This window comes from Candidatus Poriferisodalis sp., from assembly GCF_965237655.1.
Classification (GTDB): Bacteria; Actinomycetota; Acidimicrobiia; order Acidimicrobiales; family Poriferisodalaceae; genus Poriferisodalis.
Genome location: NZ_CBDEGB010000002.1, coordinates 1431776 through 1458772 on the forward strand (window position 1 = coordinate 1431776; position 26997 = coordinate 1458772).

Annotated in this window: 35 protein-coding genes and 1 tRNA gene; 18 read left to right on the plus strand and 18 right to left on the minus strand. The window is 66.3% G+C overall.

All coding sequences use genetic code 11. From position 1 onward, the window contains the following. The first annotated feature begins 147 nt into the window (after positions 1-147). From ACPXYO_RS14670 to udp, 3 genes are all read left to right on the plus strand, one after another. On the plus strand, positions 148-354 hold the full coding sequence (locus ACPXYO_RS14670) for a hypothetical protein (RefSeq protein ID WP_423921983.1): 207 nt from the start codon (positions 148-150) through the stop codon (positions 352-354). A 75-nt stretch (positions 355-429) separates the two neighbouring features. Next, a complete protein-coding gene (locus ACPXYO_RS14675) occupies positions 430-1113 on the plus strand; it encodes an O-methyltransferase (protein WP_423921985.1) in 684 nt (227 codons plus the stop codon). Between the two features lie 77 nt (positions 1114-1190). Continuing rightward, positions 1191-1961, plus strand: coding sequence for a uridine phosphorylase (gene udp / locus ACPXYO_RS14680; protein ID WP_423921988.1), 771 nt, complete (start codon positions 1191-1193; stop codon positions 1959-1961). Between the two features lie 160 nt (positions 1962-2121). Here udp and ACPXYO_RS14685 read toward each other — a convergent pair whose 3' ends face one another. Together ACPXYO_RS14685 and ACPXYO_RS14690 are read right to left on the minus strand one after the other, a co-directional pair. Continuing rightward, positions 2122-2376, minus strand: a complete 255-nt coding sequence (locus ACPXYO_RS14685) for a type II toxin-antitoxin system RelB/DinJ family antitoxin (protein WP_423921991.1) — start codon at positions 2374-2376, stop codon at positions 2122-2124. Positions 2377-2667: 291 nt separating this feature from the next. Continuing rightward, on the minus strand, positions 2668-3042 hold the full coding sequence (locus tag ACPXYO_RS14690) for a hypothetical protein (protein ID WP_423921994.1): 375 nt from the start codon (positions 3040-3042) through the stop codon (positions 2668-2670). 75 nt (positions 3043-3117) lie between these two features. On the opposite strand from ACPXYO_RS14690, the gene ACPXYO_RS14695 reads away from it, so the two are divergent. Further along, positions 3118-3402 carry a DUF4242 domain-containing protein gene (locus ACPXYO_RS14695; protein ID WP_419552847.1) on the plus strand — a complete coding sequence of 95 codons (285 nt, stop codon included), beginning with the start codon at positions 3118-3120 and terminating at the stop codon, positions 3400-3402. A gap of 35 nt (positions 3403-3437) precedes the next feature. Here ACPXYO_RS14695 and ACPXYO_RS14700 read toward each other — a convergent pair whose 3' ends face one another. Beyond that, the gene (locus ACPXYO_RS14700; protein ID WP_423921997.1) at positions 3438-3818 is read right to left on the minus strand and encodes a cysteine hydrolase family protein; all 381 of its coding nucleotides are present in this window, start codon (positions 3816-3818) and stop codon (positions 3438-3440) included. A 138-nt stretch (positions 3819-3956) separates the two neighbouring features. On the opposite strand from ACPXYO_RS14700, the gene ACPXYO_RS14705 reads away from it, so the two are divergent. Further along, entirely contained in the window at positions 3957-4274 is a 318-nt protein-coding gene (locus ACPXYO_RS14705) for a hypothetical protein (RefSeq protein ID WP_423921999.1), read from the plus strand. A gap of 47 nt (positions 4275-4321) precedes the next feature. Then, positions 4322-4651, plus strand: a complete 330-nt coding sequence (locus ACPXYO_RS14710) for a hypothetical protein (protein WP_423922002.1) — start codon at positions 4322-4324, stop codon at positions 4649-4651. Between the two features lie 144 nt (positions 4652-4795). On the opposite strand, the gene ACPXYO_RS14715 is transcribed toward ACPXYO_RS14710, so the two are convergent. The 3 genes from ACPXYO_RS14715 to ACPXYO_RS14725 all read right to left on the minus strand — a co-directional run bounded on the left by ACPXYO_RS14715 (position 4796) and on the right by ACPXYO_RS14725 (position 5461). Then, the gene (locus tag ACPXYO_RS14715) at positions 4796-4918 is read right to left on the minus strand and encodes a hypothetical protein (RefSeq protein WP_423922004.1); all 123 of its coding nucleotides are present in this window, start codon (positions 4916-4918) and stop codon (positions 4796-4798) included. Positions 4919-4921: 3 nt separating this feature from the next. Further along, the gene (locus ACPXYO_RS14720) at positions 4922-5251 is read right to left on the minus strand and encodes a hypothetical protein (protein WP_423922007.1); all 330 of its coding nucleotides are present in this window, start codon (positions 5249-5251) and stop codon (positions 4922-4924) included. A 137-nt stretch (positions 5252-5388) separates the two neighbouring features. Then, positions 5389-5461: transfer RNA gene (locus tag ACPXYO_RS14725), tRNA-Ala, on the minus strand. An 89-nt stretch (positions 5462-5550) separates the two neighbouring features. Here ACPXYO_RS14725 and ACPXYO_RS14730 point away from each other — a divergent pair. The 3 genes from ACPXYO_RS14730 to ACPXYO_RS14740 all read left to right on the plus strand — a co-directional run bounded on the left by ACPXYO_RS14730 (position 5551) and on the right by ACPXYO_RS14740 (position 6740). Then, the gene (locus tag ACPXYO_RS14730; RefSeq protein ID WP_423922010.1) at positions 5551-5946 is read left to right on the plus strand and encodes a pyridoxamine 5'-phosphate oxidase family protein; all 396 of its coding nucleotides are present in this window, start codon (positions 5551-5553) and stop codon (positions 5944-5946) included. A 219-nt stretch (positions 5947-6165) separates the two neighbouring features. After that, complete coding sequence (locus ACPXYO_RS14735; RefSeq protein WP_423922013.1) at positions 6166-6306, plus strand: hypothetical protein; 141 nt, start codon at positions 6166-6168, stop codon at positions 6304-6306. Continuing rightward, complete coding sequence (locus tag ACPXYO_RS14740; RefSeq protein ID WP_423922016.1) at positions 6303-6740, plus strand: type II toxin-antitoxin system VapC family toxin; 438 nt, start codon at positions 6303-6305, stop codon at positions 6738-6740. Before ACPXYO_RS14735 ends, ACPXYO_RS14740 begins: the two co-directional genes overlap by 4 nt. Positions 6741-6806: 66 nt before the next feature. Here ACPXYO_RS14740 and ACPXYO_RS14745 read toward each other — a convergent pair whose 3' ends face one another. After that, complete coding sequence (locus tag ACPXYO_RS14745; protein WP_423922019.1) at positions 6807-7820, minus strand: LLM class F420-dependent oxidoreductase; 1014 nt, start codon at positions 7818-7820, stop codon at positions 6807-6809. A 34-nt stretch (positions 7821-7854) separates the two neighbouring features. Further along, positions 7855-8901: a phosphotransferase family protein gene (locus ACPXYO_RS14750; protein ID WP_423922021.1), complete on the minus strand. Its 1047-nt coding sequence runs from the start codon at positions 8899-8901 to the stop codon at positions 7855-7857. A 195-nt stretch (positions 8902-9096) separates the two neighbouring features. Between ACPXYO_RS14750 and ACPXYO_RS14755 the strand changes: the two genes are divergently transcribed. The 4 genes from ACPXYO_RS14755 (at position 9097) to holA (ending at position 13773) form a co-directional block, all read left to right on the plus strand. Beyond that, positions 9097-10245: an MFS transporter gene (locus ACPXYO_RS14755; protein WP_423923875.1), complete on the plus strand. Its 1149-nt coding sequence runs from the start codon at positions 9097-9099 to the stop codon at positions 10243-10245. A gap of 10 nt (positions 10246-10255) precedes the next feature. After that, positions 10256-10915 (plus strand): helix-hairpin-helix domain-containing protein, encoded by a 660-nt coding sequence (locus tag ACPXYO_RS14760; protein WP_423922024.1) that lies wholly within the window; start codon positions 10256-10258, stop codon positions 10913-10915. After that, a complete protein-coding gene (locus ACPXYO_RS14765) occupies positions 10902-12755 on the plus strand; it encodes a ComEC/Rec2 family competence protein (protein ID WP_423922026.1) in 1854 nt (617 codons plus the stop codon). The genes ACPXYO_RS14760 and ACPXYO_RS14765 overlap by 14 nt, the downstream gene beginning before the upstream one ends. 61 nt (positions 12756-12816) lie before the next feature. Beyond that, positions 12817-13773: a DNA polymerase III subunit delta gene (gene holA, locus ACPXYO_RS14770; protein ID WP_423922029.1), complete on the plus strand. Its 957-nt coding sequence runs from the start codon at positions 12817-12819 to the stop codon at positions 13771-13773. A 16-nt stretch (positions 13774-13789) separates the two neighbouring features. On the opposite strand, the gene rpsT is transcribed toward holA, so the two are convergent. After that, a complete protein-coding gene (gene rpsT, locus ACPXYO_RS14775; protein ID WP_423922032.1) occupies positions 13790-14053 on the minus strand; it encodes a 30S ribosomal protein S20 in 264 nt (87 codons plus the stop codon). 134 nt (positions 14054-14187) lie between these two features. Here rpsT and lepA point away from each other — a divergent pair, with 134 nt between their 5' ends. The 5 genes from lepA to hemW all read left to right on the plus strand — a co-directional run bounded on the left by lepA (position 14188) and on the right by hemW (position 19944). Beyond that, positions 14188-16026 (plus strand): translation elongation factor 4, encoded by a 1839-nt coding sequence (gene lepA / locus ACPXYO_RS14780; RefSeq protein ID WP_423922035.1) that lies wholly within the window; start codon positions 14188-14190, stop codon positions 16024-16026. 187 nt (positions 16027-16213) lie between these two features. Next, a complete protein-coding gene (gene hrcA, locus ACPXYO_RS14785; RefSeq protein ID WP_423922038.1) occupies positions 16214-17269 on the plus strand; it encodes a heat-inducible transcriptional repressor HrcA in 1056 nt (351 codons plus the stop codon). 11 nt (positions 17270-17280) lie between these two features. Beyond that, positions 17281-18444 carry a molecular chaperone DnaJ gene (dnaJ, locus tag ACPXYO_RS14790; RefSeq protein WP_423922041.1) on the plus strand — a complete coding sequence of 388 codons (1164 nt, stop codon included), beginning with the start codon at positions 17281-17283 and terminating at the stop codon, positions 18442-18444. An 11-nt stretch (positions 18445-18455) separates the two neighbouring features. Next, positions 18456-18821: a helix-turn-helix domain-containing protein gene (locus ACPXYO_RS14795; protein WP_423922043.1), complete on the plus strand. Its 366-nt coding sequence runs from the start codon at positions 18456-18458 to the stop codon at positions 18819-18821. 7 nt (positions 18822-18828) lie between these two features. Then, entirely contained in the window at positions 18829-19944 is a 1116-nt protein-coding gene (gene hemW, locus ACPXYO_RS14800; protein ID WP_423922046.1) for a radical SAM family heme chaperone HemW, read from the plus strand. On the opposite strand, the gene ACPXYO_RS14805 is transcribed toward hemW, so the two are convergent. The 9 genes from ACPXYO_RS14805 to ACPXYO_RS14845 form a co-directional block, all read right to left on the minus strand. Next, the gene (locus ACPXYO_RS14805) at positions 19941-21599 is read right to left on the minus strand and encodes a hypothetical protein (RefSeq protein WP_423922048.1); all 1659 of its coding nucleotides are present in this window, start codon (positions 21597-21599) and stop codon (positions 19941-19943) included. The two genes, hemW and ACPXYO_RS14805, sit on opposite strands and share 4 nt — an antisense overlap. 73 nt (positions 21600-21672) lie before the next feature. Continuing rightward, complete coding sequence (locus ACPXYO_RS14810) at positions 21673-22179, minus strand: hypothetical protein (protein WP_423922051.1); 507 nt, start codon at positions 22177-22179, stop codon at positions 21673-21675. After that, positions 22169-22618 (minus strand): hypothetical protein, encoded by a 450-nt coding sequence (locus ACPXYO_RS14815; protein WP_423922054.1) that lies wholly within the window; start codon positions 22616-22618, stop codon positions 22169-22171. Before ACPXYO_RS14815 ends, ACPXYO_RS14810 begins: the two co-directional genes overlap by 11 nt. Continuing rightward, positions 22615-23016, minus strand: a complete 402-nt coding sequence (locus ACPXYO_RS14820) for a hypothetical protein (protein WP_420623947.1) — start codon at positions 23014-23016, stop codon at positions 22615-22617. The genes ACPXYO_RS14815 and ACPXYO_RS14820 overlap by 4 nt, the downstream gene beginning before the upstream one ends. Next, positions 23013-23354, minus strand: a complete 342-nt coding sequence (locus ACPXYO_RS14825; RefSeq protein WP_423922058.1) for a hypothetical protein — start codon at positions 23352-23354, stop codon at positions 23013-23015. The genes ACPXYO_RS14820 and ACPXYO_RS14825 overlap by 4 nt, the downstream gene beginning before the upstream one ends. A gap of 45 nt (positions 23355-23399) precedes the next feature. Beyond that, entirely contained in the window at positions 23400-24125 is a 726-nt protein-coding gene (locus ACPXYO_RS14830) for a type II secretion system F family protein (RefSeq protein WP_423922061.1), read from the minus strand. Positions 24126-24132: 7 nt separating this feature from the next. After that, the gene (locus ACPXYO_RS14835; RefSeq protein ID WP_423922063.1) at positions 24133-24990 is read right to left on the minus strand and encodes a type II secretion system F family protein; all 858 of its coding nucleotides are present in this window, start codon (positions 24988-24990) and stop codon (positions 24133-24135) included. After that, positions 24987-26279, minus strand: coding sequence for a CpaF family protein (locus ACPXYO_RS14840; RefSeq protein WP_423922065.1), 1293 nt, complete (start codon positions 26277-26279; stop codon positions 24987-24989). Before ACPXYO_RS14840 ends, ACPXYO_RS14835 begins: the two co-directional genes overlap by 4 nt. Beyond that, entirely contained in the window at positions 26276-26983 is a 708-nt protein-coding gene (locus ACPXYO_RS14845) for an SAF domain-containing protein (protein WP_423922068.1), read from the minus strand. The genes ACPXYO_RS14840 and ACPXYO_RS14845 overlap by 4 nt, the downstream gene beginning before the upstream one ends. Between the last annotated feature and the right edge of the window lie 14 nt (positions 26984-26997).

The window sequence follows — 26997 nt, forward strand, 5'->3', positions numbered from 1 at the left end:
ATCCTCAAGTGGAGCTAGGGGGAACTGGAGACTCAACCCTGCCTCTGACCTGCGGAAACACAGTCTCCCCTCCGACATCGAACCAGTGTTCGATTACCTCCTTGATCTTGGCCGTGGAGTTGCCGGGTGTCAAGGTCTTGGAGACGGGTGGCCGCCGTAGCGTCGGTCAGACCGGTTGCGAACCTGACGATCTCGTTCAACCAGACCAGCAGCGGGATCATGACGATCCCTCCGGCGCTGGCGCCAGTCAGGGCGACGGTGAGCGGCGTTGCGCTGCGCTCGCCGTACCAGGCCAGCACCGTCGAGCTGATCGGGTTCGAGTTCAGGCAGGCCCAACCGGTGGCGACCGTGTAGAACCCAAACGTCAAGATCGACAGCAAGCCAAGTGACCAACCGACTCGATCTGCCGGCACCCGAGAGAGGAACCACATGACGTCACCCCTGCATGACCCCGTGCTCGAGAAACTGCTCGATCGACTGCACGCCCAGAGCGACGAACAAGCTGGTGAGATGTCGGCGTTCTTAGCGGAGCAACGGCGAGAGAGCGGCCAGGACCGAAGCCAGCGTGGCTTCGACGACAACCTGCGTCAGTTCCTCGGCGACAAGCTCGTCGCGCTCGATCGCGACAAGGCAACGTTCTGCTACCAGCTCTGTCGTGCTCTCGGTGCTCGTCGTGTCGTCGAAGCCGGGACTTCCCACGGTGTGTCCACCCTCTACCTGGCCGCCGCCGTCCGGGACAACGGTCATGACGACGGCGTGGTGATTGCAACCGAGTACGAGCCAGCCAAGGCTGGCATTGCTCGGGCCAACTTTGAAGAGGCGGGTCTCGCTCGCTGGATCGAGCTTCGGGAGGGCGATCTGCGCGAGACGTTGGTTGACTGCGGAGGACCGGTCGATTTCCTCCTCGTCGACATCTGGCATGTCGCTCTCGACGCTCTCGAACTGGTCACTCCAGCCCTGCGTCCCGACGCGGCCATCATTACCGACAACACCATCTCGGCCGCTAAGGGCTACCAGCCCTATTTCGAGTTCCTCAACGACCCCGCCAACAAGCTCCGGACGATGACCCTCCCCTTCGCGGGAGGACTCGAGTTCACCGTCCGCGTCGACTAGCAGCAGTGACGGCGGACAGCATGGCGTCTTGGAGGGCATCCATCACCCAGTCAACGGCTGAGAAATAGGGTCGGGTGATGAGTGACGAGCGGGTGATGCACCTGGGTGTGAGCGCCGCCGATCTCGGCGGCGCCTCGCTTGCCATCGTGCCGGGCGACCCTGCCCGGGTCGGGAGGATCGCCGAAACGATGGCCGAGCCCGCGCACTTGGCCTCGAACCGGGAGTTCACGAGCTATCGAGCGTCGATCGACGGTCAGCCGGTGGTGATCTGCTCGACCGGCGTCGGCGGGCCGTCGACCTCGGTCGCGGTCGAGGAGCTGGCCCAGCTTGGCGTGCGGACGTTCCTGCGGGTCGGCACCACCGGATCGATCCAGCCTGATCTGCTGATCGGTCACCTGGTCATCACCCAGGCCGCGGTCCGCCTCGACGGGGCGAGCCGGCACTTCGCTCCGGTGGAGTACCCGGCCGCCTCCTCGTTCGAGTGCACCCGGGCCCTGGTCGATGCCGCGGTCGCCCTCGATGCTGCCCATCGGGTCGGGATCACGGCGTCGAGCGATACGTTCTACCCCGGCCAGGAGCGCTACGACACCATGGCCGCCGAGGTCGTCGGGTGGCTGCGGGGCAGCCTGGCGGAGTGGCGTCGCATTGGCGTGCTCAACTACGAGATGGAGTCGGCCACCCTGTTCACGATGTGCGCAGCCAACGGCTGGCGGGCCGGGTGCGTCGCCGGGGTGATCGCTCAGCGGACCGAGTCCGAGGCCGTCGTCGACGCGGCCCGCGTCGCTGCCACCGAGGAGCGGGCGGTCGGGGTGGTAGTCGAAGCCGCCCGGCGCCTGCTCCCCTCCTGAACTGAGGCGGGGCCCTCAGCCGATGAGGTGGTCGGCCAGCTCCCCGACGTCGGCGACAACGTATTGGGAGCGGTTCGCCGGCAAACCGGCGACGGCAGTTGTCGGCGGCATACCGCCCTAGCGGTGGGCTGTGACGGGCCGAACGCAGGATCACTGCGGGCTACAGCGTGGCTTTGAGCTCGTCGAGGCTTGAGTACTCGGTCAGTTCGTCGGGTTCCCGGGCCTGACGCAGCGCTTCGACGGTCTCGGCGTTCGGGATGCTGACGTCAAACGGAACGCCTTGCCGCAGGACTACTTGCTTGTAGAACAGGGTGATCGCCTCGGTGGCCGACAATCCGAGTTCGCGAAGGACACGCTCGGCTTGCACCTTCAGATCTGGTTCGACACGAGCTCGGATCATCTCGGTCTTGGCCATGGTGCGACCTCCTGTGCGTGGCGCAAGTGTACCTCAAACGAGGAACACGGGAGTCCGATGTATCGAGTGGGAGCCAGTATGTCGCGGGGCGTGATGAGGCCAGTGGCCGATTATTGCGTGAGGGATAACGCTCCGACGGCCACAATGCTGGCCTTCTCGTCATCGTGTGCCTCGACATAGGCGATGCGGCTGTGGTCAGAAGCCGAGGATCTTGTCGGTGACGACGTAGTGAGCGGTTCGCCGACGAGCAGGCGACAGACGGCGAGGTGGGCCGTTGGGGGGACAGGTTGTTCAGATGTCGACGAGGGTTCGAAGGCTTGAGCGTTTTGCGTCGCCGAGGTGGGCCCGGTGATGGCGGAGTTCGAGGCCGGCGTTGATTGCCGCTCGGATGTAATCATCGGCTGAGTCGTCGAGGGTCGCGGCGAGGTGTTCTCGAAGCCGGGTTTTGACTTCGTCGCTGCGCCAGAGCCGGTAACGGCTGCGGGGATCGGTAACGGGGGGTGGGAATCCGCCGGGTCCGCGCTTGCCGGTGATGAGGAGTCGTACGCTTTCGCGGGTTCGGCCGGTGCGGGCTGCGATGTCGGCCATGGACACCAGCCCGGCATCTGCGAGTCGAACCACGGTGATGTCCCCGATGGACTCGAGTTCGGCGACGGCGGACAGCACGGCGTGCTTGTCGAGCCCGCGGGGACACTCCCAGAGGGTTTAGAGTCAGAGGCCAGAAGTACCAAGGGAGGGACGATGCGGCGCTTCGTCATCGAACGGGACATCCCTGACATCGGCTCTGCCGAACGCGAGCAACTGCGCGCCGCGGCCGGACAATCCAACGCGGTTCTGCGGGCGATGCAGTCCGAAGGCAAACACATCCAGTGGGAGCACAGCTACGTGGCCGGTGATAAGACCTTCTGCATCTATGTCTCCGACGGCCCGGAGCTGATCGACGAGCACGCGGAGCGCAGCGGGTTTCCGGCGACGGTGGTCACCGAGATCGGCAAGATCATCGATCCAACGACCGAGAAGGCCTAGCTTCGAAACCGCGCAGGCCAGGGAGGCCCGCGCGGCTATCGGAGCGCGGCCAGCAGGGCCGAAGGTTCCGCCGTTGCGCCGAGTGGGTTGATGCGGAAGGGCTCGACAGTCGACGCGGTGCGGGCTTCGGACACGTCGACAACGCAGTCGATGAGTACCAGGCAGTCGTAGCCCCGGTCGTTGGCCTCGCGAACCGTCGCGCTCACGCAGCAGTCCGCGGTGGTCCCCATGATCGCCGGGAGGTCGATCCCGCGGCTGCGGAGTCGCTGATCGAGATCAGTGGAGCAGGCAAACCCGAGGACGCCTCCCGCGGCGGCACCGGCGGCGGAGGAGGCGGGGCGGTGGGTTCGTCGGTGGTTATGGGTGCGCTTCGCTCGCGGACGGGCCGAGCGTGCGCACGATACTGGGGCGCCCACTAGCTACAAGTACCCCGGCCGGGATGCCGCAAGCGCCACCGCTCCACGTCGGCGTGCTTGCGCATGAGACGGTCGATGGAATAGTGGCGGCCGCAGTACGGTTCGCGAAGAGAGCACTCGCGAGGAGACGGCGACTCGGTGGCACTTACTGAGCCCACCACTCGAGAACAGGCCGTGACCCGCCAGAAGTGGCTCACCGCGGCGACCATCGGCTGGAACGGGGCCGAGGGCGTGATCGCCATCGCCGCAGGGCTGGCCGCGGGCTCGGTGAGCCTCATCGGCTTCGGCCTGGACTCCGGCATCGAGGTGTCGGCTGCGCTGATCCTCGCCTGGCGACTGGCCCAGGAGCGCCGCACGGGCTGCAAGCAGGAAGCGGACCGGCTGGCCCAGCGCCTGATCGCGGTCAGCTTCGCCGCCCTGGCCGTCTATGTGGGGACCGGCTGGCCCAGCGCCTGATCGCGGTCAGCTTCGCCGCCCTGGCCGTCTATGTGGGGGTGGAGTCGGTGCGCGACCTGGTACTGGCCGACCGTCCCGGCCAATCGCTGGTGGGAATCGTGATGGCGGCGCTGTCGCTGGCGGCGATGCCTCTGCTGGCCAGGGCCAAGCGGAGGCTGGCCCCGCTCATGGGATCGCGGGCCGTCGAGGCCGAGGCGAACCAGACCATCCTGTGCTCGCTGATGTCGGGCGCTCTGCTCGTGGGGCTCGGCGCCAACACCGCGCTGGGCTGGTGGTGGGCCGACCCGCTGGCCGGGCTGTGCATCGCCGCCGCCGCGGCCTATGCGGCCGTCGCCACCTGGCGGGCCGACTCCCTGGCCGACACCTGCTGCAGCTAGGAGGCTGGATCTGATCGAGGGTCCGATCACCGCGGTTCGCGCGGCCGCGCGGATCGCGGAGCCGCCCAGGAACCCCGTGCAGCGTTCAATGCCGGCTTCGTCGCGGAGCAATCGTGCTGACCGGGCCGTGAACGGCTGTGTCGGTCAGGGGGCGACGTAGTTCGCCCAGTCTTGCATGAGATGGCGACGTTGAGCATAGAGATCCGTGCGGACATATGCGGCCTCGACGCTGTTGCCCACGACATGAGCCAGAGCTGCCTCGCCCACGGCTCACGGGGTAGCGGTCTGCTCGATGCACCATGTCTTGAACGCTGATCGAAAGCCGTGCACCGTCGTGTCCAGTTCGTAGGTGCGTAGCAGCTTGAGCAGTGCTTGCCAGCTCAACGGCTCGCCGTGCCGTCTCCGGCTTTGTGGTCCAGATCGGGGAGAGGACAGCGATGATGTCGCTGCGCTCGATGCGTTGCACGGGACCTCGCCAATGCGGGCGAATGCGTAGCGCTCGAGGCTGGCGAGCCATTCGTTGGCAGCGTGCTTGTTGCGCCAGCGAGGCAGATTCAATTCGTGAACTGTCTTGTCGGTAAGGCGCTTGGAGCGTCGCACGAGTTCCCTTTTCGAGTTCCCTTTTTCTAGGGAACTAGCGCTATTGCATGGGAACTGCCGGGGGAAGCAATTTGCCAGAATATGTCTCTGACCTGAAGATTTGGGAACTTCTGGGAATTCCTGGCAAGTCTCTCGGGTGGAGCTAAGGGGAATTGAACCCCTGACCTCTTCCATGCCATGGAAGCGCTCTACCAACTGAGCTATAGCCCCGAGGCTCCACGACGATACCAGCGCGCTGCCGGAATTCGAAGGAGACGGCAGGGTGCGCGGGAAGCCGCTGCAGGCGTAACGTCCCGCATATGAGCATCCCCGTGGAGCCGGCCGACATCGGCAATCAGATGGAGCGTTTTGGCGCTGCGGCGTACGTGCTGACCGTGCGTGACGATGCCACAACGCACATCGCTCACCTGGCGATGCGCCTTGACGGCGACGTGCTGCGCTGCGGTGCCAGCCGGTCCGCAGCCGCCAACGTGGCCGAACGACCGAACATCTCGGTGCTGTGGCCGCCGTATGAGCCGGGCGGCTACTCGATGATCGTGGACGTTGTGGCCCGCACTGTGGACGGTGCCGACGGGCCCGAATTGGAGCTTCGCCCGACTTCAGGCGTCCTGCACCGGCCGGCCACACCGGCCACACCGCCGAGCAACAGCGGGTGTGCCTCCGACTGCGCCCCGCTCAGCTCCTCCGGCGCCTGATTGGCACGCTGCGGCGCTGTCTTTTGAGACGATTCTCGCTCCCGCCGAAAATCGCTTGAACTTGATCACCCATATCACCCATATTGTCCGGTATGGGTAGTATGGGTGAGGTGAAGACAACGGTCGATGTGCACGACGAGCTGCTGAAGCGGGCCTAAGGGGCACGCCAAGGAAACCGGTCAGACGCTGCGAGCCGTCATCGAGGAAGGCCTGCGCTTGGTGCTGGAGAAGCCCCAGGTGAGCGGCTACAAGCTGCCGGACCTGCGCATGGGAGACCCGAACGGGCCGAACCCGTTCGAGAAGTTCACATGGTCCGAGATGCTCGAACTCAGCGACCGTGAATGGCCTGGCGCGGAATGATTGCTGTCGACACAAACATCCTTGTATACGCCCAGCGTTACGAGTTGCCGCAGAACCAAGTCGCGTTCGACGTCATGAGCGAGCTGTCGGAGGGATCAGAGCAGTGGGCGATTCCGTGGCCCTGCTGTTATGAGTTCTTCTGTGTAGCGACGAATCGACGCATCTGGGGAGACGCCGCGAGCACACCCGAACAGGCATGGCAGCAGCTTTCGGCGTGGACTGCATCGCCGACATGTCGCCAGATCGGCGAGACTGCCGGGTTCATGGACACGTTGTCGGCGTTTGTGAACCGCCCGAGCGTACGCGGCCCCAAGGTCCACGATGCCAAGATCGCAGCGATCTGCGTGGCCAATGGCGTCGATGTCTTGCTGACCAGCGATCGCGACTTCGCGATGTTCCCTCAACTCGTTACGAGGAATCCGCTCGTCCCGTGAGCCGGCGCTAACTCCTCAGGCCCTCGTCGTCTTGGCTGCTTCAACGACGCTTCGAGCCAGCTGGCGCTAGCTCTTCAGGTCGTTGAAGATCGTCTCCCAGCGGGAGCGGTCGCCCTTGTAGGGGGCGTAGAAGCTGACGCGGTCCACGACATCAGAGAAGCGGTGCTTCAGCTCGGTTGCCACGCCCTCGGGCTCGGCGACCACAGCGAACGCATCGAGTATCTCGTCATCGACCAGGTTGGCCATCTCCACCCAGCGGCCCTCTTTTGACATGGAATTCAGCTCGGTCTGCATGTCGCCCCAGCCGTGGCAGTCGAGGACGGGCCGGTACGCCGGCGTGGATCCGTAGAACGCCACCTGCTGCTTGGTGGCCTCCTTGGCCTTGGCCATGTCCTCTTCGGTGCTGCCGGTGACGATGAACGATGGCCCGGAGATCGTGATCTCGCTGGGGTCGCGGCCAGCCCGCGCGGCGCCTCGTTCGAGTGCCGGGATGGTCTCCTCGCGCAGGTACTTCTCGGTGGTGAAGCCGTGGCACAGGAACATGTCGCAGGTCTCGCCTGCCACCTCGGTCATCAGCGGGCCGACACCCGCCAAGGCCAAACGTGGCGCGCCGTAGGGGTTCTCGCCGGGATGGAAGAACGGCGTCATCAGGGTGTGCTGGTAGAAGTCGCCGCGGAAGTCCAGCTTCTCGCCGGTGTTCCACGAATTCCAGATGGCCTTGGTGGCCAGGATCATCTCCCGCATCCGCGCTGCGGGTTTGGACCACTCCATCGAGAAGCGCCGCGTGATATGCGGCCGGATCTGGCTGCCCAGACCCAGAATGAAACGGCCCCGAGACAGCAACTGGATGTCGTTGGCGCTGTAGGCCAGCGACATGGGGTTGCGGGCGAAACCCACCACGATGCTGGTGCCCAGCTCCACCGTCTCGGTGGCGTGGGCCATGAGGGGCAGCATGGTGAAGGCATCGTGGCTGGTCTCAGGCACCCACAGGCCGTCGTAGCCCAACGCCTCCTGTTCTCGGCTCGACTCGATGATGTCGTCGAATCCGCCGCTGACTCCGATACCGCCGTCTACCTTCATGGCCGGGACATTAGTGGTCTGTCTTCGATTTGGCTCAAAGACCGGCCAGCAGCGCCTCGGCACGTTCGGCGAGCGCGACGACGCTGGGGGGGAACAGGTCGACCTCGGGCGGGATCTGGGGGTTGGCGCCGCCCATATATCGGGCGTGAACTCCTTCGAGGATGCAAGCCAGACGCCAACTGGCGAATGCGAAATGCCACCCCAGCGCCGAAACATCGCGGTCAGTCGCGGACGCATACGCGCTCACGAGCTCGTCACGGCTCCAGAAGCCATCTGCGGTAGTGGCATCGTGGCCCAACGGACTGAACGCGTCGCTGGGCTCCACCCAGTAGCCCAGCAAGTAGCCCAGGTCTGCCAGCGGGTCACCGAGTGTGGCGATCTCCCAATCGAGCACCGCAGCCACATCGCCGTCGCCGGTGACCAGGCAGTTGTCAAGCCGAAAATCGCCGTGGACGAGCGTGGCATCGTGCTGGGGCGGAATCGACGCAACCAGAGCGTCATGCACGCGCTCGATGATCGGCAGCTCGCGCATGGTCATCGCGTTGAACTGACGCTGCCACACATGCAGCTGGCGGGCGACGTAGTCCGCCGAACGGCCGAGATCGGCGAGAGCGGTGGCATCGAGATCGACTGCGTGGATCGATGCAAGGCATTCGACGAGTCGGGCACACAGCGTGCTGCGAGCCGCTGGGGACAAGACGGCCGCTTCGGCACTCGTTCGCAGCACGCTGCCGTCGACGAATCCGGTGACGTAGAAGTCGGCGTTATTGACCTCAGAGTCAGTGCACAGCCCCACCACCGGAGGGGTCGGCACATCGGTCGGTCCCAGCGCGTCGAGCAGCCGGTGCTCGCGCACCATGTCATGGGCGCCCGCCAGAAGATGCGCCAGCGGGGGACGGCGCAGCACCCATCGGCGATCTGAGCCATCAGTGACCCGGTAGGTCAGGTTGGAATGGCCTCCCGTGATGAGCTCGAACCGCAGCGGCGGCGCAACCGGTGCTCGTTCGACCAGCCAGATGGTGACCGGCTCAGGATCGATACCTGCAATTGGACCGCCAGCAGGGTCGACTGCAGCTGACACTGTCGTTTCCCTCCTACGCGTTTCCCTTCGACGGGCAACGTCATCTCGCTCCATCATGGTCGCTACGCGGTGCAGCGATGCCCCGCAAGCGGCAGAAGCGGGAGTGTGGGGGCCACCCGAACGGCTCAGACCGAACAGTGCGGTCCGAACGGCTCGGCCCGATGCCGGTGCCAATACGCTTCGCCAGTGCTGTATATGACGGTCTATGCGACGCAGTTCTTCATCACGGCCTCGCTGGGCGTCGTCTTCGCCTACTTGGCAGACCTCCAAGACCGATACGACCTCACCAACCTGGAACTGGGCACCATCGCAGCGGCCGGCTTTGTGGCAGGGCTGGCGTCGCAGCTGCTGCTGTCGCCGCTGGTGGATCGCGGCCACCACCGCTCGGTTGTGTGGGTATCAGTGGCTTCCTCGGTGGCAGGGGCCTACGGATTCGTGTTCGCAGACTCGGCGTGGACGCTGGTGGCCAGCCGGGCAGTCGCGGGCATCAGCTTCGGCCTCTTCGGACTCGTGGCACGCAAAGCGCTGATCGGTCGGGACATCAGCGGCAGCGGATCGAAGGTAGGCGGCCTGCTCTCGTTCGCCGTTGCCGGCTTCATCAGCGGTCCGTTCATCGGAGCGGCGCTCAGCGGCATTTCCTTTGAGGCCCCGTTCCTGTTGACAGGCACGTTGATGGCGCTGCTCGGTCCGGTAGCCGCGATCCTCATCTCGAAATCGCCCATAGCGGCCACGGCGGTGGACTACTCGGACCTGATCAATCTCTTGCGGCGACCACGTGTGCAGGCGGCGATCTTGGTACACGTCGGTGTCTGGGGTTTGATCGGAATGTTCGACTCCACGATCGACCGATACCTCACCGATGTCGGGCTCTCGTCGACAGAGTTCGCGGTCGGACTCCTCATTCTTGGCATCCCGCTCATGCTCTTGCCCCCGCACGCGGGCGGCTTGGCCGAGCGCCTCGGCGGGGCCCGGGTCGCCGTGCCGGCCTTGCTGTTCTTCGCGCCTGCGGTGATGCTGTACGGGTGGGTCGGAGGCCTGTGGAGCTTCGTCGTGATCGGCGTGGCCGAGGCGGTCGCCGAGTCCTACAGCGTGATGGGTGCTCAAGTGCTGGTGCTGGAGGCCACTGGCGTTGAGCAGGCGGCAATGGGCAGCGGCGTGCTTGAGGCAATCGGCCTGATGGTGGCTGCCACATCTGCACTCTTGGGCCCGACGCTGTATGGCCATTTCGGGTCACGCTGGCTGTTCGGTGTCTGGGGTGTCGTCTGCCTGATTCTCGCAGGTATCACGATGCTGCGTGTGAAAGCAGTGAAAATTCCTTCAAAGGTCATCAAGAGCATTCACTAGGTTCACGTCCATGCGGGCGCCAGGCGCTGAGCGCTCAACTGACTGGCGTTCGACTGATTGGCGTTGCGTAGCGGCCGAGGCCACTGGATTTGCACGGCGGGTAGGAGTGGTACCCGTCCTGGTGCTCCTCGGCGCCATCGGCGCAGTTGTGGCAGCAGGATTCCTGGCAGGCGTCCGGCACGGCGCGCCCGAGCCCATCGACCTGCCCATTGCGGCGACGGGAGCACCGCCGCCAGTGGCGACGACACAACCGTCGCTGATGCGTGTGCATCTTGCTGGTGCGGTACGGCACCCAGGGCTCTACGAGGTTCCAGCCAACTTCAGAGTCGGAGACCTGATTGATGCCGCCGGCGGCCCGAATGCCGATGCAGACGCCGCGGCGGTCAATCTTGCAGAGCGAATGCGTGACGGGCAGCAGGTTTACGTGCCTCTCGTGGGAGAGCAGTCCGTGGCCCGAGCCGAGGGCGCCGATGCTTCCGGACCGTTGGATGTGAACTCAGCGACGGCTGCACAGCTTCAGGAGCTGCCAGGCATTGGCCCGTCCCTGTCGGTGGCAATTGTTGCGTACCGGGCCGAGCACGGATCGTTCGCGACGCTCGACGCACTGGAACAGGTGCCCGGGATCGGGCCATCCAAGCTCTCCCAGCTCCGGCCCCATGCGAAGGTCTGAGTCGCCGAGTCCGTCACGAGCGGCGCCCCGGCGCTTCGGGGGCCTCAGCGCTGTCGGCGATCGGTGGCTGGTCGCCGGAGCGGTCGCGACAGCAGTCGGCGCACTGTGGGCGCCTTCGGTGTCGTGGTGGTGGGGGGCAGCCTCGGTCGGGGTGGGTCTGCGAACCCGTGCCCGTGTGCTCGTTCCGGCCGGCCTGCTGGTGCTGGGGGCTGCAGCCATGGGGCAACAGACCGCCCAATTGAGCGCAGCGGTGGGAGGGAACTTCGAGGGCGAAACGGTAGTGGTCCGCGATCCCCGATGGCGCTCGGGCGCCCTGGTCGTTCCCTTCAGCGCGGTCATTGACGGCAAGCAGTTCCGGTGGGAAGGCCGGGCACGCGGTCCCGCAGCGTGGACGCTGGAAGACGCAGCGCTGGGGGAGCGCTGGCTCCTGAGCGCGACCGTGGCACCAGCAGAGCCTGCCGACCGACCCTTCTTGTGGCCGCGGCATCTTGCGGGGAACGCCCAGATCCACACGGCCTGGCGCCAAGACGGCGGCAGTGCGCCGTTCCGTCTCGCAAACTCCATGCGCAGCCTGATCGAGGCGTCGAGTGATTCGTTGTCGCAACGGGATGCAGCGCTGCTTGCCGGCTTCGTCTACGGCGACGATCGAGGACAGCTTCCCGAAGTCGTGCACGACTTCCGGGCGACGTCGCTCACCCACTTGCTGGCCGTGTCCGGTTCGAACGTGGCGTTCGTTCTGTTGCTGTTCGCACCGCTGCTGATCCGGCTGCGGCCAGGGGTCCGGCTCGGCGCCGTCGGGGTTCTGCTCGCTCAGTTCGCTGTCCTGACCAGGGGTGAGCCCTCGGTGCTGCGGGCGTGCGTGCTTGCCACGTTGGCAGTCGGAGCACATGCCGTCGGCAGGCGGGCATCCGCTCCGCGCCTGCTGGCGCTTGCGATCATCGTGCTGCTGCTTGTCGATCCGCTGCTGGTGCGCTCGGTCGGCTTTCAGCTCTCGGTTGCAGCGACGGCCGCCATCGTGGTCGGCGCTCGCCCCATCTCCAGGCTCCTGTGGGGCCCGTCGTGGCTGCGCTTGGCCCTCGCAGCGACGCTGAGCGCCCAGGTGGGAGTGCTGCCCGTCCAGCTTGCCGTGTTCGGCTCGCTGCCGCTCGTGAGCATCCCCGCCAACGTCTTGGCCGGCCCGATTGCAGGACCGGCCATGGTCTGGGGCCTCATCGGCGGTCTCGCGGGCGGCGTGGCGGGCGACGCCGTGGCATCGGTTCTGCACGTCCCGACCAGATTGATGATGGGTTGGGTCGCCGGTGTGGCCCGATGGGGAGCGGCGCTGGGCTGGCCGCACATCGAGCCGTCGGAGATCGCCGCAGCCGTCGCCGTCATCGGGCTCTGCGCAGCCGCTGCGTACCTGCTGCGCGCCTACGGCGCCGTGCCGCGCAGCCTTGCGATCGTCGCTGCTGGGATCGGGATCTGGGTCGTGGCCGGCGTCCACCGGCCGCCGCTTCCCTCGGGTGTGCATCTGTCCGTGCACCGCGTCGACCCCACCGTCGTCGTCGTGGATCGTCCAGATGCAGCGCGGGCCCTCGACCAGCTCGCCACGGCTGGAGTCGACGACATCGACGTGCTGGTGGCCCGCTCGGCCAGCCGGGCAGGGCGAGAAGCGGTGCGGGCATTGGACGCCCGGCACGAGATCGCGAATCTGCTCGCACCGGCGGGCCTCGGAGGCCGTGTCCCGTACAACTCAGTGACCGAACCCGTCGCCGTCGGCGGCCTCGTGGTCGAGCCCGCAGCGCAGCGCCTGCGCGTCTCGACCGAAGTAGCGTCAAATACGTGGGCGCAAGACCCGTGAACCCGGCGATGCACGGGCAGGCCACCCATCGGGGAGCACGTCGCTAATGCCCGGTGGAAGTGTGCGACTCGTCAGCGGAGCGGACGAGATCCTCACCGCCACCGCAGTGCGTGCGGCGGTCTCTGAATTGGTCGGCGATGCCAACCGGGCAGACGTGCTTGACGAGTACTCCGACGATGAGTACGCGCTGCCCGATCTGGTCATCTCGGCATCGACCCCGCCGATGCTCGCTACACACCGGGTCGTTGTCGGCCGCCGCCTCAGCCGCTTCAGTGCCGCCGAGCTCACACCGCTCATCAACTGGCTTGATGATCCGTGTCCCACGACCGATCTCGTTCTCGAGTGGGACGCAGCCCGTGTGCCTCGAGCGCTCGTCGAAGCTGTCGAGGCCGCCGGTGGCCAGCGGATCGCGTCCGACGTGCCCGGCGGGGCGCGCAATCGCCGGACCTGGCTCACCGAGCGTCTCGCGGAGGCCTCGGTCCAGTTCGATGCCCGTGCTGGAGCATGCATCGCCGAGCATCTCGGGGAGGAACTCAGCCGCCTCGGAGCTGTGATCGAAACGCTCGAGGCCATCTACGGCGCACGTGCCCGCTTGGGGCCCGATGAAGTGCTGCCGTACCTCGGTGCAGAGGGTGACGTGCCGCCATGGGAGCTGACCGACGCGATCGATCGAGGCGATGTGGGCGGCGCACTCGCCGTGCTGCAACGCATGTGGGGCGCCGGTCGACACCCGCTGGCTGTCACGGCAGTCGTGGCTGGACATATCACCCGCATGGCTCGCCTCGATGGCGCCGATGCTGCGAACGAGAAGGAGGCGGCTCGTGTGCTGGGCCTACGCGGCTCCACGTTTCCGGCCCGCAAGGCGCTTGACGCCAGCCGGCGGCGCGGCAGCGGGGGGATCGCGAGGGCCGTCGAACTTCTGGCGGGGGCTGACGTGGACTTGCGCGGACGGTCCGGACTTGATCCCCGATGTGTTGCCGAGATTCTCTGCGCGCGGCTCGCGGCCGGCGCCCGTTGATCGCTAGCGCGGCGGTTTAGGCCTCGTTGGTTCGCGTTGAACGGGCCACGAGACGGGACTTGCGCCGACCTGCCTCATTGGGGTGGATAACGCCCTTGGCGGCCGCCATGTCGAGACGCTTCTGGATGGCGCGCATCAGCTCATCGGTGGGTTCACCGGCTTGTGCAGCAGCGATGACTGCCTTCTCGCGAGTCCGCAATTCTGAGCGAACGGCTCGATTCCGCACCCGGCGCGTCTCGTTCTGGCGGTTGCGCTTGATCTGGCTCTTGATGTTGGCCACGAAGGCGTGCTCTCTGTCTCGGTGGCGGTCACGAAGGCGAGCCCGCCGGGAGTCGGTTGGGTGTTTTCGGGTCGTGAGGCGAGTCTCCACGGATTGTCCCGAAACCGGTCTCGCAGGGTACCGTGCGGCCTGCGATGCCCCACGTGCCTCCTGCGTCTGCTCATGGGTCTGCCCGTGGGTCTGTCCGTGTCGGGCCCGGTTCGATCCGCAACTTCTCGATCATCGCCCACATCGATCACGGGAAGTCCACGCTGTCGGACCGGATCCTGGAATTGACCGATGCTGTGGAGGAGCGCTCGATGCGCGCCCAGTACCTCGATTCCATGGAGCTCGAACGGGAACGCGGCATCACCATCAAGGCCCAGAACGTGCGGGTGACCTGGCAGGGGCACACGTTGCACCTCATCGACACACCTGGGCATGTGGACTTCGGGTACGAAGTCAGCCGCTCGCTGGCGGCCTGTGAAGGCGTGGTGCTGCTTGTCGATGCCGCACAGGGCATCGAGGCGCAGACGTTGGCGAACTGCTACCTGGCTCTCGAGTCAGATCTCACCATCGTGCCGGTGCTCAACAAGATCGACCTCCCCGCGGCCGATCCGGATTTGTACGCGTCGGAAATCGAACGCGTGCTGGGCATTGACGCGAGCGAGGTGCTGGCGATCTCGGCCAAGACCGGCGAGGGCGTCGCAGCACTGCTCGACGCAATTGTCGAGCGCATCCCCCCGCCCGGCGGCGATCCGCAAGCTCCGCTGCAGGCGCTGATCTTCGATTCCTCCTTTGACCAGTACCGAGGCGTGGTGTCCTCGCTGCGCGTGATGAATGGTCGGCTGTGCACTGGCGATCGGCTGCGGTTCATGCATGCCGGTGGGCTGCACCTGTGCGATGAAGTCGGACTGCGCCTGCCCGCGGTGACACCGACAGACGAATTGGGACCCGGCGAGGTCGGGTACCTCATCGCAGGCATCAAGGATGTGGCTGAGGCCCGCTCCGGCGAAACTGTCACATCGGCTGGCGCACCGGCTGATGCACCGCTGGCCGGCTACGACGACCCGAAGCCGATGGTGTTCTGCGGGCTGTACCCCGTCGACGGCGACGAGTACACCGATCTGCGAGAGGCGCTGGCGAAGCTGAGGCTCAATGACGCCTCCGTGACCTTCGAGCCCGAGACTTCAGGTGCGCTGGGATTCGGGTTCCGCTGCGGCTTCTTGGGTCTGCTGCACATGGAGATAGTCCGCGAGCGGCTCGAGCGCGAATTCGGACTGTCTCTCATCGCCACCGCGCCGTCGGTGGCCTACCGGGTGCACACCGACGACGATCGCGAGCTGGAGGTCGACAATCCTTCCGACCTGCCATCCGCGGCTCAGATTGCCGAAATCGCCGAGCCCATGCTGAACGTGTCCGTGCTGACGCCGACCGCCTACACGGGCGCGGTCATGGACCTGTGCCAGTCGCGTCGGGGCTCGATGACCTCCATGGACTACCTGTCGCCCGAACGCGTCGAGCTGCGCTACGAGCTGCCGCTGGCGGAGGTTGTGACTGACTTCTTCGACCAGCTCAAGAGCCGTACCCAGGGGTACGCGAGCCTCGATTACGACCACGCGGGTTACCGGTCTGAGCGCCTCGTGCGCGTCGACATCCTGCTCAACGGCGAACCAGTGGATGCATTCTCTGCCATCCGTCACCGTGATGGCGCGTATCCCTACGGCAAGGCCATTACCGCGAAGCTCGCCGAACTCATCCCGCGTCAGCTGTTCGACGTTCCGATCCAAGCCGCCATAGGCGGGCGGATCATCGCCCGCGAGACGGTCAAGGCGAAGCGCAAGGACGTGCTGTCGAAGTGCTACGGCGGCGACATCACCCGCAAGCGCAAGCTGCTCGAGCGGCAGAAGGAAGGCAAGAAGCGGATGAAGGCCATCGGGCGCGTCGAGGTGCCCAACGAGGCCTTCGTCTCGGCGTTGCGCCTCGACCCCTGAGTGGTCGCGCTGAGATGCGGTGCCCGCTCCGGAGGCGGCAGGGCCCTCTGCTCCGGGAATCCGGCAGCACGAGAACCTGTCGCCCAAAGCTGCCTAGGAGGGGTGTCGGTAGCATCGACACCATTGCGGGCATGGGTCCCAATCATGGGTGCGGCGCTGGGCAAGCTGCTGGGGCCGCGGAGGAGTGATGGACGAGCGCAGAGCCACAGTGCTGCGAGCGGTGGTCGAGAACTTCATCGAGAGCGCGCAGCCAGTCGGCTCCGCAGCGGTGCTCGAGATGACTCGCCTCGATGTGTCACCCGCGACCGTGCGAAACGACCTCGCCGCGCTCGAATCTGGCGGCTACCTGATGCAGCCGCACACCAGTGCCGGCCGTGTGCCGACTGAGGCGGGCTACCGGTACTTCGTGGACGGCCTCGGACCCGGTTCCCTGGACAGCACAGGCGTCCGGCAGGTAGGTGCGTTCTTCGCCCATGCCCAAGGACAGATTGAGGAGCTGCTCGCCGACACCAGCCGGCTCTTGTCTGACCTGACCGAGTATGCAGCGATGGTCGTCGCACCCAGCCACGACCGCGACAGCATCCGATCGGCCCAGCTGGTGGACCTCGGCGGCGGCCGATTGCTTGTGGTGTTGGTGATGTCGTCGGGCGTCGTGGAGCGGACCTACGTCGACGTGTACAGCAACCCGGACTTGGAGGCGGCGGCCCAGGGGCCTTCTGCAGGTGCAGCCTCTGCGGTCCTGGCCGCAGCGCTTGTGGGAAGGACTCGTACGCAGCCGCCGCTGGTTCGCGAGACCGGAGATGCCCCAACCGATGCACTGGCGGCCGCGGCCCTGTCCGCCCTGGCTGCCGACGAACCGCATCCGAGCGAGCTCTACGTGGGTGGCACGGCCAAGATCACTGAGCAGTTCGAAGCCGTGTCATCGCTGCGTTCAGTCTTGTCGGTGCTGGAAGAGCAACTGATGGTCGTGACGCTGCTGCGAAGCCTGGTGGATCGCGGTCTCAGTGTGGCTATCGGATCTGAGACCGGCATGAAGCCACTGGCGGAATGCTCGGTGGTGGTTGCGCCCTACGAGGTAGATGGCCGAACAGTCGGCAGCGTCGGCCTGCTCGGCCCGACACGGATGGACTACTCGAAGGCGCTTGCAGCGGTGCATACGGTGAGCCGGAGGCTGTCGGCCTCGCTTGGAGACGGCGACGGCGCACATATGCCGGCGGGCTTGTCGCGATCGGCCCAGGAATAGACCCACCACAGATGCCTGCGGACTATTACGAGTTGCTCGGTGTGAGCCGCGACGTCACCGAGAACGATCTCAAGCGTGCATACCGGGGCAAAGCCCGTGAGCACCACCCTGATGCGAACCCCGGCGACGACGGGGCTGAGGCCCGTTTCAAGGAGATCAGCGAGGCCTACGCCGTGCTGTCGGATCCGGAGGCGCGGGCCCGATACGACCGCTTCGGACATGAGGGCTTGCGGGGCGGGATGGGTGGACCCGCGTTCGATTTCGACCTCAGCGACATCTTCGAGTCCTTCTTCGGAGGGAACCCGTTCCGCAGCGGCCGATCGCGCCGCCCGGCAGGTCCACCTCGCGGCGACGACCATGAGACGGTCGTCGACCTCGACTTCGCCGAGGCCGTCTTCGGTACCGACCGGCCGATCGAGGTACGGACACTGGTTCCGTGTGACGATTGCGGTGGCTCGGGCGCCGCAGAGGGCACGTCGCCGACCGTCTGCAGCATCTGCGAGGGCATTGGCCAGGTGCGCCAGGTACGCCAGAGTTTCCTGGGCCAGATGGTGACCACTGCGCCCTGTGCTCGATGCCGCGGGATCGGTGAGGAGATTGCCGAGCCGTGCCGGTCGTGCCGGGGCGAAGGGCGTCGCGCAGAACACGTCTCGCTCGTTGTGCGTGTGCCGCCCGGCGTCGATTCTGGCGCCACGCTTCGACTGAGCGGCCGCGGGTCCGTCGGGCCTCGCGGGGGACCCGCGGGCGACCTGTATGTGCATCTCCGTGTTTCGGAGTCTGATGTCTTCGTGCGCCAGGGCGACAGCCTGGTGGCGGAGCTGCCGGTGACGATGCTGCAGGCAGCGCTGGGTACGACGCTGTCGTTCGACACGCTGGACGGGCCGCAGGAACTTGCTGTAGCGGCGGGCACCCAGCCGAACGACACCATCCGGTTGAGCGGACTCGGCGTGCCCCGAGCGAACGGGCGCGGACGGGGCGACCTGCACGTGGTGGTGCGGGTGGACATCCCGAAGAGGCTCTCGAAGTCCGAGGCGGTGAAGCTGAAAGAGGTCGCTGCCGAGCGGGGTGAACCCGTGGACGGCAACGCCGACCCTGTACTTGCGGGGGCGAGCGAGACCCAACCCGACGGCGACCATTGGCCGGCTGGCCGGCGCAAGCGGCGCCACAAGCACTGAGATCTCCCGGTATGGAGCCAGTCGCCGGAATCTCCGAAGTCGACGTCCGATCTGCCCGCCGGCGCCGCTCAGCGGAGTTGGATGCACTGGTAGGAGAGCGGCTGCGTGCCGTGCGTCGCCAGCGGCGGCTATCTCTGGCTGATGTGGAGGCAGTGTCTGGCGGCGAGTTCCGGACATCAATCCTGGGGGCATACGAGCGCGGTCAGCGGGGTCTGCGAGTGCATCGCCTCCTGCGACTGGCCGAGATCTACGGCGTACACCCCACTGCCCTGTTGCCGCAGGAGCTGCCGGTGTCTGGTGGCCGCGAGTCGCCTCGCACACCCAGCGAGGCTCGGACCCCCGCATCGTCCAACTTTCCCCCTGAGGCCGTGCTGTGAGGGACCTGTGAGGGACACTGGGGGATCCAGGGCTCCCGCAGTGCAGGAGACGTCGCCCGAGTTCGGCGTGTACTGCCATATTCCGTTTTGCACGCACCGCTGCGATTACTGCGCATTTGCGACGTGGACGGATCGCAGCCATCTCATCGTTGACTACATGGCGAGCTGCCGCCGTCAGGCCCAGGAACTGGCGGGGGATCTTCCGCCGGTGACATCGGTGTTCTTTGGCGGCGGCACGCCGAATCTGGTGGAGCCTTCGCTGCTTGCCGACGTGCTGGAGGAGTTACCGCTGACCGAGGACGCGGAGGTAACGGTCGAGTGCAATCCGGACTTGGTCACGGTGGACCAAATGCAGGCATACGCGGGCATGGGCGTGAACCGTGTCAGCCTCGGAGTGCAGTCGATGGTTCTCCATGTGCTCGAGGCGCTGGGCCGACGTCATGATCCGCAGATGGTGGCGGCATCGGTCACCGCGGTTCGCAATGCGCGTATCGACCAGTTCAATCTGGACCTGATCTTCGGTTCGCTCACCGAATCGGTGTCCGACTGGAAGCGCACGCTGGTCGAGGCCATTGCGCTCGAGCCAGATCACCTGAGCGTGTACGGGCTGACCCCCGAACCCGGCACAGCACTCGGAGACGATCCTTCCCGACATCCCGACGACGACGACATGGCCGACAAGTACCTGCTTACCGACGAGCTGCTGGATCAGGCGGGCTACGAGATCTATGAGATTTCCAACTGGGCTCGGCCCGGCGCGCAATGCCGGCACAACCTGCTGTATTGGCAACAGGGCTCCTACGCGGGCATCGGCTGCGCCGCGCACAGCCACCGTGACGGCCGCCGCTACTGGAGCGTTCGCACACCCGAGCGGTTCATCGCAGCGATCTCGACGGGAACTTCGGTCACCGCCGGCAGCGAGGAGCTGGACTCCGCCGAACGCCACATCGAGGCGCTGCAGCTTGCGCTGCGCACTTCCGCCGGTGTCCCCGCCGATGCGGTTCCCGACGACGTCGCGCACCTGCTCACGCCCGCCAGCCAGGGTCGTCTCAAGCTGACCGCTCGTGGACGCCTCGTCGCAAACGAGGTGGCAATCCGTCTGGAGCTGCCGTCGCGGCGCTAGCGCGACTGCGCGCTCAGTACCAGCGCAGCATCCGCCGCAGGCTCGCGTTGGGACAGCGTCAGGCGCAGATCGCCATAGTGCACAACCAGCGCATCGCAAGAAAGATCGTGTGCCGCGCCGAACGACGACGACCTCGACACAGCTTCGGCGTGTTGAGGCACAACAGCAATGCGAGCTGGAACGACGGGGCGTTCCGGCGGGGGCCACGAACCGTAGAAGCCGACGATGCCGGAACTGGGGTTCACAACCGCCAACGTCGAACGGCCGTCGCAGTCCCAATCGCCGACGGCGAAGAGGTCACCATCGGCACCGAGCGTCCATTCACCGTGCGGAGTGCGCACGGCCGCCGACCGACGATGTGCGGCGGGCATCTCGATGCGGACGGGTACCAGGCAGCCATCCCCGCGGACGTCGGCGTGATACAGCACGACCGTCGCATCGGCACTCGCCCCCTCACTCTGCGGTGGTGTGTTGGGGAACTCGCTGGGCTCAGCCGAGCCGTCTCTGCCCTCGCCAACATCGAGATCGGCGCCGGTCCGCTCGGGGCAATACGCCGTTGCCGTGCTGTAGAGCAAGGTCGCTCCCGTGGACGCGGGCTCCTCGGAGGTGATCGTGGCATCGGGCAGTGCGGTCGAGCCTTGGCCGTGGTCATCGGCAGCTGCCGAGACGCCAGCGAGCTCAAGCGAGGGGGCACCGGATGTAGCAGCAGAGGTCACGGGGCTGCTTCGGGAGCCGATGAGTGGTGCCGTGCCAGGAGACTCGAAATCCGGTTCGCCACCCGCGAGCGCTCGCCATCCGATGAACGCTGCGACCGCCAAGGCCGCAGCGGCCGCCGCATAAGCGCCGACACGCCGCCGGTCCCACGTCGTTGGGCCTCGAAGCTCCGCACGATGAGGCAAGCGAGCGACAGCGTCTGACGGATTCGAGGCTGCGATATCTGCTCGCAATCGTTCACGCAGGCCATGTGGTTCGTGTCCGAACGTCGCAACACGTGCCTGGGGGGATCGAAAGCCGTCGGTGGTCACCGAATGTTCCTGTCCGGCTGCGTCGCGAACGTGACGCAGCCGGGTGAGCCACGTCATCAACGCCTCACTGTCGTGGGGACTGGCCGACGCCACAGCAGCGAGGTCCCCGCAGGCGATAAGCGCATCACCGCAGAACTGGCGCTCTGTCGGATCCGACGCCGAACGATCGGTGCGCGCGAGTTCCACCTGCCCGAGAACAGCGAGCGCAGCGAGATCGGCGCCTGGCAGATGCTGACGGTGGTCGGCAGGACCCGTCGCTTCCCCGAAGCCACAGATCACCGGCCGGCGCGGTCGCGCCAGGAGAACGTGCTCGCCCCTGAGTGCACCGTGGCGGATGCCTCGAGCATGCAGTTCGGCGAGTGTCGTGCCGAGATCGATGAGGACATCCAAGAGGTCGACCAGACCCAGGGGCGGCTGCTCGGCAAGCGTCGCGGCTTCGAGGTAACGCAGCCGCAGCTCGCATCGCTCATCAACTTCGTCAAACCCGACGGACTCGACCACTCCCTCGATGCGAGCGGCGTCGAGCACTCCGGCCTCGTGGCGCAAACGCGGCCGCTCAGTGCCGATGGCGTGCTTGACCAGGACTGCGCTGCCCGAACCATCGTCGCGAACGGTCGGACTTCTCAGCACATTCAGAAGTTATAAAAAGACAGGAATCTCGTTCAAATGAATTGTCCTCAAGCAAGCGGTTCGGCTCGCACGTTCACCCCGAGAGGTGTACGCGACCGATGGCCTCGGCAGAAACGTTCCTGTTGGACTTTCCATCCACATTGCCGATCAAGCCGATGACACGTCGTGCCGAGCCCGAGACCGACACCCGCACGGCCTTCGAACCTGCCGCGCTGACCGAGACCGAGACAGAGCCGGGTTCGAACACTGCGGACAGCCGCTCGGTAGCCATCCGCTGGCCCCACTGACTCAGATTCCGAAGTCGTGAAGCATCGAGCCGGTAGGACCCGTGACGGCGAAGCGAGGCCTCGTCGATGCCGAGCGAGACCAGATCGTTCGCGAGCGAGGACGCTGCTGCTTGGGCCTCGCGCTGCGCCAAGAACGCAGCGGCGCTGTCGATGGCGATGCTGGCCAGCAGTGCCACGATCAGCACCCCGGTCGGCACGAGCAGCAGCACCGTGCCTCGCTCGCCGTCACCGGGAACCTTCGGCGAGGGCTCATTGCGTTCAGCGATCACTGGCCGGGCGGGGTCACTGTCCACAGGGTGCCCGTCCGCCCAGACCGTGCCGGAAGGGATCCACAATCTCGCTGGCGCGAGCACGGACCGTGAGGGGCGACCAGCCGCCGCCCAACAGAGCGATACGAGGGACTTCCTGCGTCGCTTCGAACGTCACCCGATCGCAGCGATGCAACCGGGCTGCACCGACCGGCGCAACGGAGGCCTCACCGTGGAGCCGGTAGCCGGACATCGCCTGCGTACCTGCGGAGACCGCCGCGTCCACGGCATGTGCGGGGCGAGGTCCGGGGTGCTCGACGAAGGTCCGCGTGGCCTCCCGGGCACCAGCGATCACGGCGATCTTCGCATCCAGTGCCGCCCAGGCTTGGGCGAGCACCAAGGCACCCCCGATGAAGACGAGCACCACAAACGGCAGCACTTCTGCCCCCACGACGCCTGAGGAATTACGCCCTCTGCGGATCACGGGGAGCCCTCGAAGCGTGCCAGTTCGCGTCGCATCTCGAACCGACGCTCGATGCTCCGCAATCCGATCAGTGCCGAAGCGTCGATGAGAACGTTCGGCGGCTTTGCTACCAGATCCAAGGCGACGATTTCGGAGGTCGTGCTCCAACGCAGCGTCACGATGTCCAGTCCTGGACCGATGTTCGAGCGCAACCAGCGCTCGGCATCGACGATCGAGGCGGGGTCAGCGCCCGCGAGCGCAGCCCGGCGCGTTGCGTCGTAGCCGACAGCGGTGACAATCGAGGTGCTGTAGAAGTACACGGCAACCTGGACTGCGAGCATGAGAAACGTCAGGTACGCCAGCACACCCCACGGCAATGCGACGAGACCGACGCCTTCTTCATCGTGAGCACGCGTCACTTGCCGATCTTTGCGATTTCAGAATTCGTTGCTTCCTCCGCGTTTTCCCACAGCGCCTTGAAGCCAACCCACATGAGGGCGCCGAGCGAGGCGATGATCAGCACGGCGATGGCCGCTGAAATGACTCCTTCGCCACATTCGTTTCGCCCGGAGGAGCCGCGTGCGGCCCAGGACATCGCCGGGTTCTGCCATCGGTCCAGTGTCACGATGCCAGCACTGGCGCAAACTGCGCTGAGCGCAGCGACGGAGGCATCGAACGTCACTGAGAGGGCGGTTTCGAACATAGCGGTCAAGGTGTTGAGGTACACGGGGTTGTCCTTTCGATAAATGCCGGTCATGTCCTTGGGAGGGTTCGCCCGGCCTCGCTGGCGCTGACCGGCGGCTCATAGCGCCACAAAGCTGCTGAGGGCGTCGCTGAACGGGATCGCCAGCAGGACAGATCCCGGCACCAGCGCGGCGACGGTGACGGGAATCCACACCTGCTCGTTGCGACGTTCGATGTGGGCGATGAGGCGCCGGTGGGCCTCCATGCGGGCTGAGCGGGCCTCGTCGGATACCAGCGCCGCGATGTCCGTCGTTTCCTCGTGCAGGGTGAGCACGCCGACGAATCTTCGAATCTCCGCCGAGCCAGCGTCGTCGGCCCACTCGGCCAGTGCCACCTCAACCGCGATTCCTCCCGAGACGTGGGTGCTGACGCGTTCCAGTCCCGCGGCGCAGATCCCCTTCCCGCGCCGTGCCGCTGCTTCGAGGGCGCTGGTCAGCGACATGCCGCTGGCAAGCAGCATGCCGATCTGCTCGGCGACGACCGGCAGCTCCTCGATGATCTGTGTGCGCCGGTGGGCAACCGATCTCCCGAGGTGGTGCTCAAACGTGCCATATGTCGCAGCGGCCGCGGCTAGCGCCCCGGCGAATCCCAGCAACGGCCTCGCGCCGATGGCGCTGAGTGCAGCCACTGATGCAATGAGCACGGCACCGCAGATCACGTACTGCCGTGTACGAAACTCAGACGGGGATTGGGCAATGCCGGCCTGAGACAGCCGGGCGCGGAGTTCGGTATCGGAGTCCAGCAGCGTCGCGATGCGCCCTCCGGATCTCGCGGTGTTGCTCATTGGAGGCTCATTGGCCAAATACCCGCTTCCGCAACGGGACTGCCATGATCCGCCCCGCCCACAACCAACAGCCGACTACGGCGAGCACACTGAGTGCCACGAGCAATTGGCCGTCCGACGCCTCGTAGGCCTGTCGACCGCGTCCGATACTCAGGCCGATCACGGCCATGAATGCCGGCACCACTGCGACGAAGCTGCGGGCAAACCGCGCTCCGGCCTGTTTGGCGCGAGCGTCCTCGCGGGCAGCAGCCTCGGCATGTGCAGCCTCGGCCAGTGCGCGCAGGCGAGTGTCGAGCCGCACTCCGCCGATCTGGTGCGCGGCCAGCAATGTCTCGCAGATGGCGTCCGCAGTCGGGTCCGCCAGCCATGTCTTGAGCGCACGCAACGAGGCTTCGAAATCGGTGCTCAAAGCCCACGTGCGTGCCGCTTCGGAGAACGCCACTCGCATTTCTGTGGGGGCTTGAGCTCCCGCAGCGAACAACGCGGAAGGGATCGACAATCCCCGGTTGGCTACGAGGACACGAATCTCTGCCAAGAGTCGGGGCCACGCCTGCCGGGAGCTGGCGACACGGTGCAGTCGGCGGCGGGAAGCTGCACTCGGGGGGATGGCAGCACCGAATGCTGCGACAAGCGCAGGTGCGACCAGCCCGCCGAAGAGGATCCAGGCACCCGTCCATCCGGCAACGGCTGCCGCGACCGCGCCCAGCACGCTGCGGAGCAGGTGATCTGATGATCTTCGAGATGCCAACCACGCCGGGCGCACCATCTTGGGTAACCACCGTGGCGCGAGCGGCACGTCGCCCTCCTTGGTCGCCAGCAGCCAGACGCCCAGCGCGCCGGCGATCGCAAACACGAGACCGGTCACTGAGCTGCGCCCGCGGGTGCGCGAGGGCCTGGCATCTTGAATCCCGCGGATTCGATGTGCGACGCCACCCGTCGTGGCACGTTCCCTGTGCTCGCAGGCGTCTGGCCGGGGCGGTCAATTGCGTACAGCACCGTCGTCTCGAACGAGAGGCTGTCACCGCTGCCGACAGGATCTTCCACGGCCACGATCTCGGTGACCTGCACCCCGGAAGGGTTCCGGCGCAGGTACACCACGATGTCGATCGATTCGGCCACCAATTGGGTGATCGCTGCGACGGGCATGTCACGCACGTCAGGCGCGAGTTGGCACATGAGCCGGAGCCGTCCGAGGGCCTGGCGTGCAGATCCGGCGTGGATGGTGGCGTAGCCAGTCACCCCGCTGGACAGCGTCAGCAACAGGGGAACTGCCTCGCGGTCGCGGACCTCGCCCACGATCGCCACGTCGGGCGCCATGCGCAGGAAGCCGGCCACCAAGCGCCGTAAGTCGACAGGAGCGCGCTCGGTCCGCCCAGGCCGGGTCTGCATACCGGCGACGTTGGGCAGCGGTATGTCGAGTTCGAATACCTCTTCGGCGGTCGCGATACGAAGCTGTGGATCGAGCTCGGCGGCGCAGCACCCCAACAGCGTCGTCTTGCCGGTGCCCGGAGCGCCGGCAAACAGGATCGACAGCCGGGCACGCACAGCAGTGCGCAGGAAGTCGGCGATCTCGCGGGTCAGCGTCCCGATCGCTGTCAAGTCGTTCAGGCTCGAGAAAGCGATTCCGGTGAACTTCCGGATGTTGAAGATCAGGTGGCCGCCGCGGCCGATGTCGGGATGGACAATGTGAAGCCGGGCACCATCATCCAGCTGAGCGTCCTGCAGTCCCTCGCTCGGATCCAGCTTGCGATGGGACGCAGTCGCGTCGTCGATGATTCTCGTCAGAGTGCGCCGGACGTGCTCGCTGTCGTGGAAGACCTCGTCGTGACGGCCGCTCGGGCCGCGGTGACGCTTGACGAAGATCTCACGCGGGGCATTGACCATGATCTCCCATACGTCGGCATCGGCGAGCAGCGCCTCGAGCGGTCCGTAGCCCAGCAGGTCGCGCTGAATCCGGTCCGCCACTGGATCAGCGTCGGTGACTGCATGGCTGCGTACGCCGCGCTTGAAGTCGATATTCCAACGCCGCATTTCTTCGTGGGCGAGAGCCATGATGGCGAGATCTGCGCCCGGCGCGCGAGGATCCAGTCCGCCGTGGCGAGCCCGTTCCGACACCGCTCGTTCAATCTCGGCGAGAGATTCTGGATCGATCATGACCCGACGGGATTCGAGGCACCCCAGGCCCGGATCAGGGTGATGGCGCCTGCATCTGCGGCCGCAGCGACCGAGACGGCGGCGACGCGTTCGGACACCTGCAGCGTGACGGTGATCGTGTTCGAGAGATGCTCCGTGCCCGAGAGGCCGTCGACGTCGAGCACGAGGGCACCGGTCGCCACGACGGCTGCTCCGTTCGGGGGGACGCGATCGGTGGCGACGACGTCAACTTGCTCGCCTGCGGTGAGCAGGCCGTTGAGCGCCCGGGAACGATCAAGCTCGACCGAGATGGCATAACCCTCGCGTCGGTCGCTTGCGAACCCAAGCGAGCCGACGTCGCCACGCGTCAGCAATTGCCCGGCGTGCACGGCCCCGACAACGAGGTTGCCGACCACGTCATCGCCGTCACCGAAGACGGTGGCGGAGACCTCAGGCGGCAGTTGGATCGGCACGAGGGCAACGTCGGTTGGCTCGATGACGCTGCCCGGCGCGAGTCGGTTCCGTGCGACGAAGTAGCTGGTCTCGGGCGCCGCCGCCGACTGCTCGAATGCCCACCACAACCCCAGTGCTGCGGCGCCGCACAGGATGCAGCCCGCGATAACTCGCGGCCGAATCGAAGCGTGCGCCGGTGCGGCGCGGCGGCTGGCGCGAGAGGCCGCGGGGACGGCCTCGCGACCGGTCGGCAGCAGCGAATCGGTGGGCACGGCGAGAACCTAGC

Bases quoted from the DNA above. Each gene is read 5' to 3' on its own strand.
- ACPXYO_RS14675 (WP_423921985.1), top strand. From the start codon at position 430: ATGACGTCACCCCTGCATGACCCCGTGCTCGAGAAACTGCTCGATCGA.
- udp (WP_423921988.1), top strand. From the start codon at position 1,191: ATGAGTGACGAGCGGGTGATGCACCTGGGTGTGAGCGCCGCCGATCTC.
- ACPXYO_RS14685 (WP_423921991.1), bottom strand. From the start codon at position 2,376: ATGGCCAAGACCGAGATGATCCGAGCTCGTGTCGAACCAGATCTGAAG.
- ACPXYO_RS14695 (WP_419552847.1), top strand. From the start codon at position 3,118: ATGCGGCGCTTCGTCATCGAACGGGACATCCCTGACATCGGCTCTGCC.
- ACPXYO_RS14730 (WP_423922010.1), top strand. From the start codon at position 5,551: ATGAGCATCCCCGTGGAGCCGGCCGACATCGGCAATCAGATGGAGCGT.
- ACPXYO_RS14740 (WP_423922016.1), top strand. From the start codon at position 6,303: ATGATTGCTGTCGACACAAACATCCTTGTATACGCCCAGCGTTACGAG.
- ACPXYO_RS14745 (WP_423922019.1), bottom strand. From the start codon at position 7,820: ATGAAGGTAGACGGCGGTATCGGAGTCAGCGGCGGATTCGACGACATC.
- ACPXYO_RS14755 (WP_423923875.1), top strand. From the start codon at position 9,097: ATGACGGTCTATGCGACGCAGTTCTTCATCACGGCCTCGCTGGGCGTC.
- ACPXYO_RS14760 (WP_423922024.1), top strand. From the start codon at position 10,256: ATGCGGGCGCCAGGCGCTGAGCGCTCAACTGACTGGCGTTCGACTGAT.
- ACPXYO_RS14765 (WP_423922026.1), top strand. From the start codon at position 10,902: ATGCGAAGGTCTGAGTCGCCGAGTCCGTCACGAGCGGCGCCCCGGCGC.
- lepA (WP_423922035.1), top strand. From the start codon at position 14,188: ATGCCCCACGTGCCTCCTGCGTCTGCTCATGGGTCTGCCCGTGGGTCT.
- hrcA (WP_423922038.1), top strand. From the start codon at position 16,214: ATGGACGAGCGCAGAGCCACAGTGCTGCGAGCGGTGGTCGAGAACTTC.
- dnaJ (WP_423922041.1), top strand. From the start codon at position 17,281: ATGCCTGCGGACTATTACGAGTTGCTCGGTGTGAGCCGCGACGTCACC.
- ACPXYO_RS14795 (WP_423922043.1), top strand. From the start codon at position 18,456: ATGGAGCCAGTCGCCGGAATCTCCGAAGTCGACGTCCGATCTGCCCGC.
- ACPXYO_RS14825 (WP_423922058.1), bottom strand. From the start codon at position 23,354: ATGACCGGCATTTATCGAAAGGACAACCCCGTGTACCTCAACACCTTG.
- ACPXYO_RS14830 (WP_423922061.1), bottom strand. From the start codon at position 24,125: ATGAGCAACACCGCGAGATCCGGAGGGCGCATCGCGACGCTGCTGGAC.
- ACPXYO_RS14840 (WP_423922065.1), bottom strand. From the start codon at position 26,279: ATGATCGATCCAGAATCTCTCGCCGAGATTGAACGAGCGGTGTCGGAA.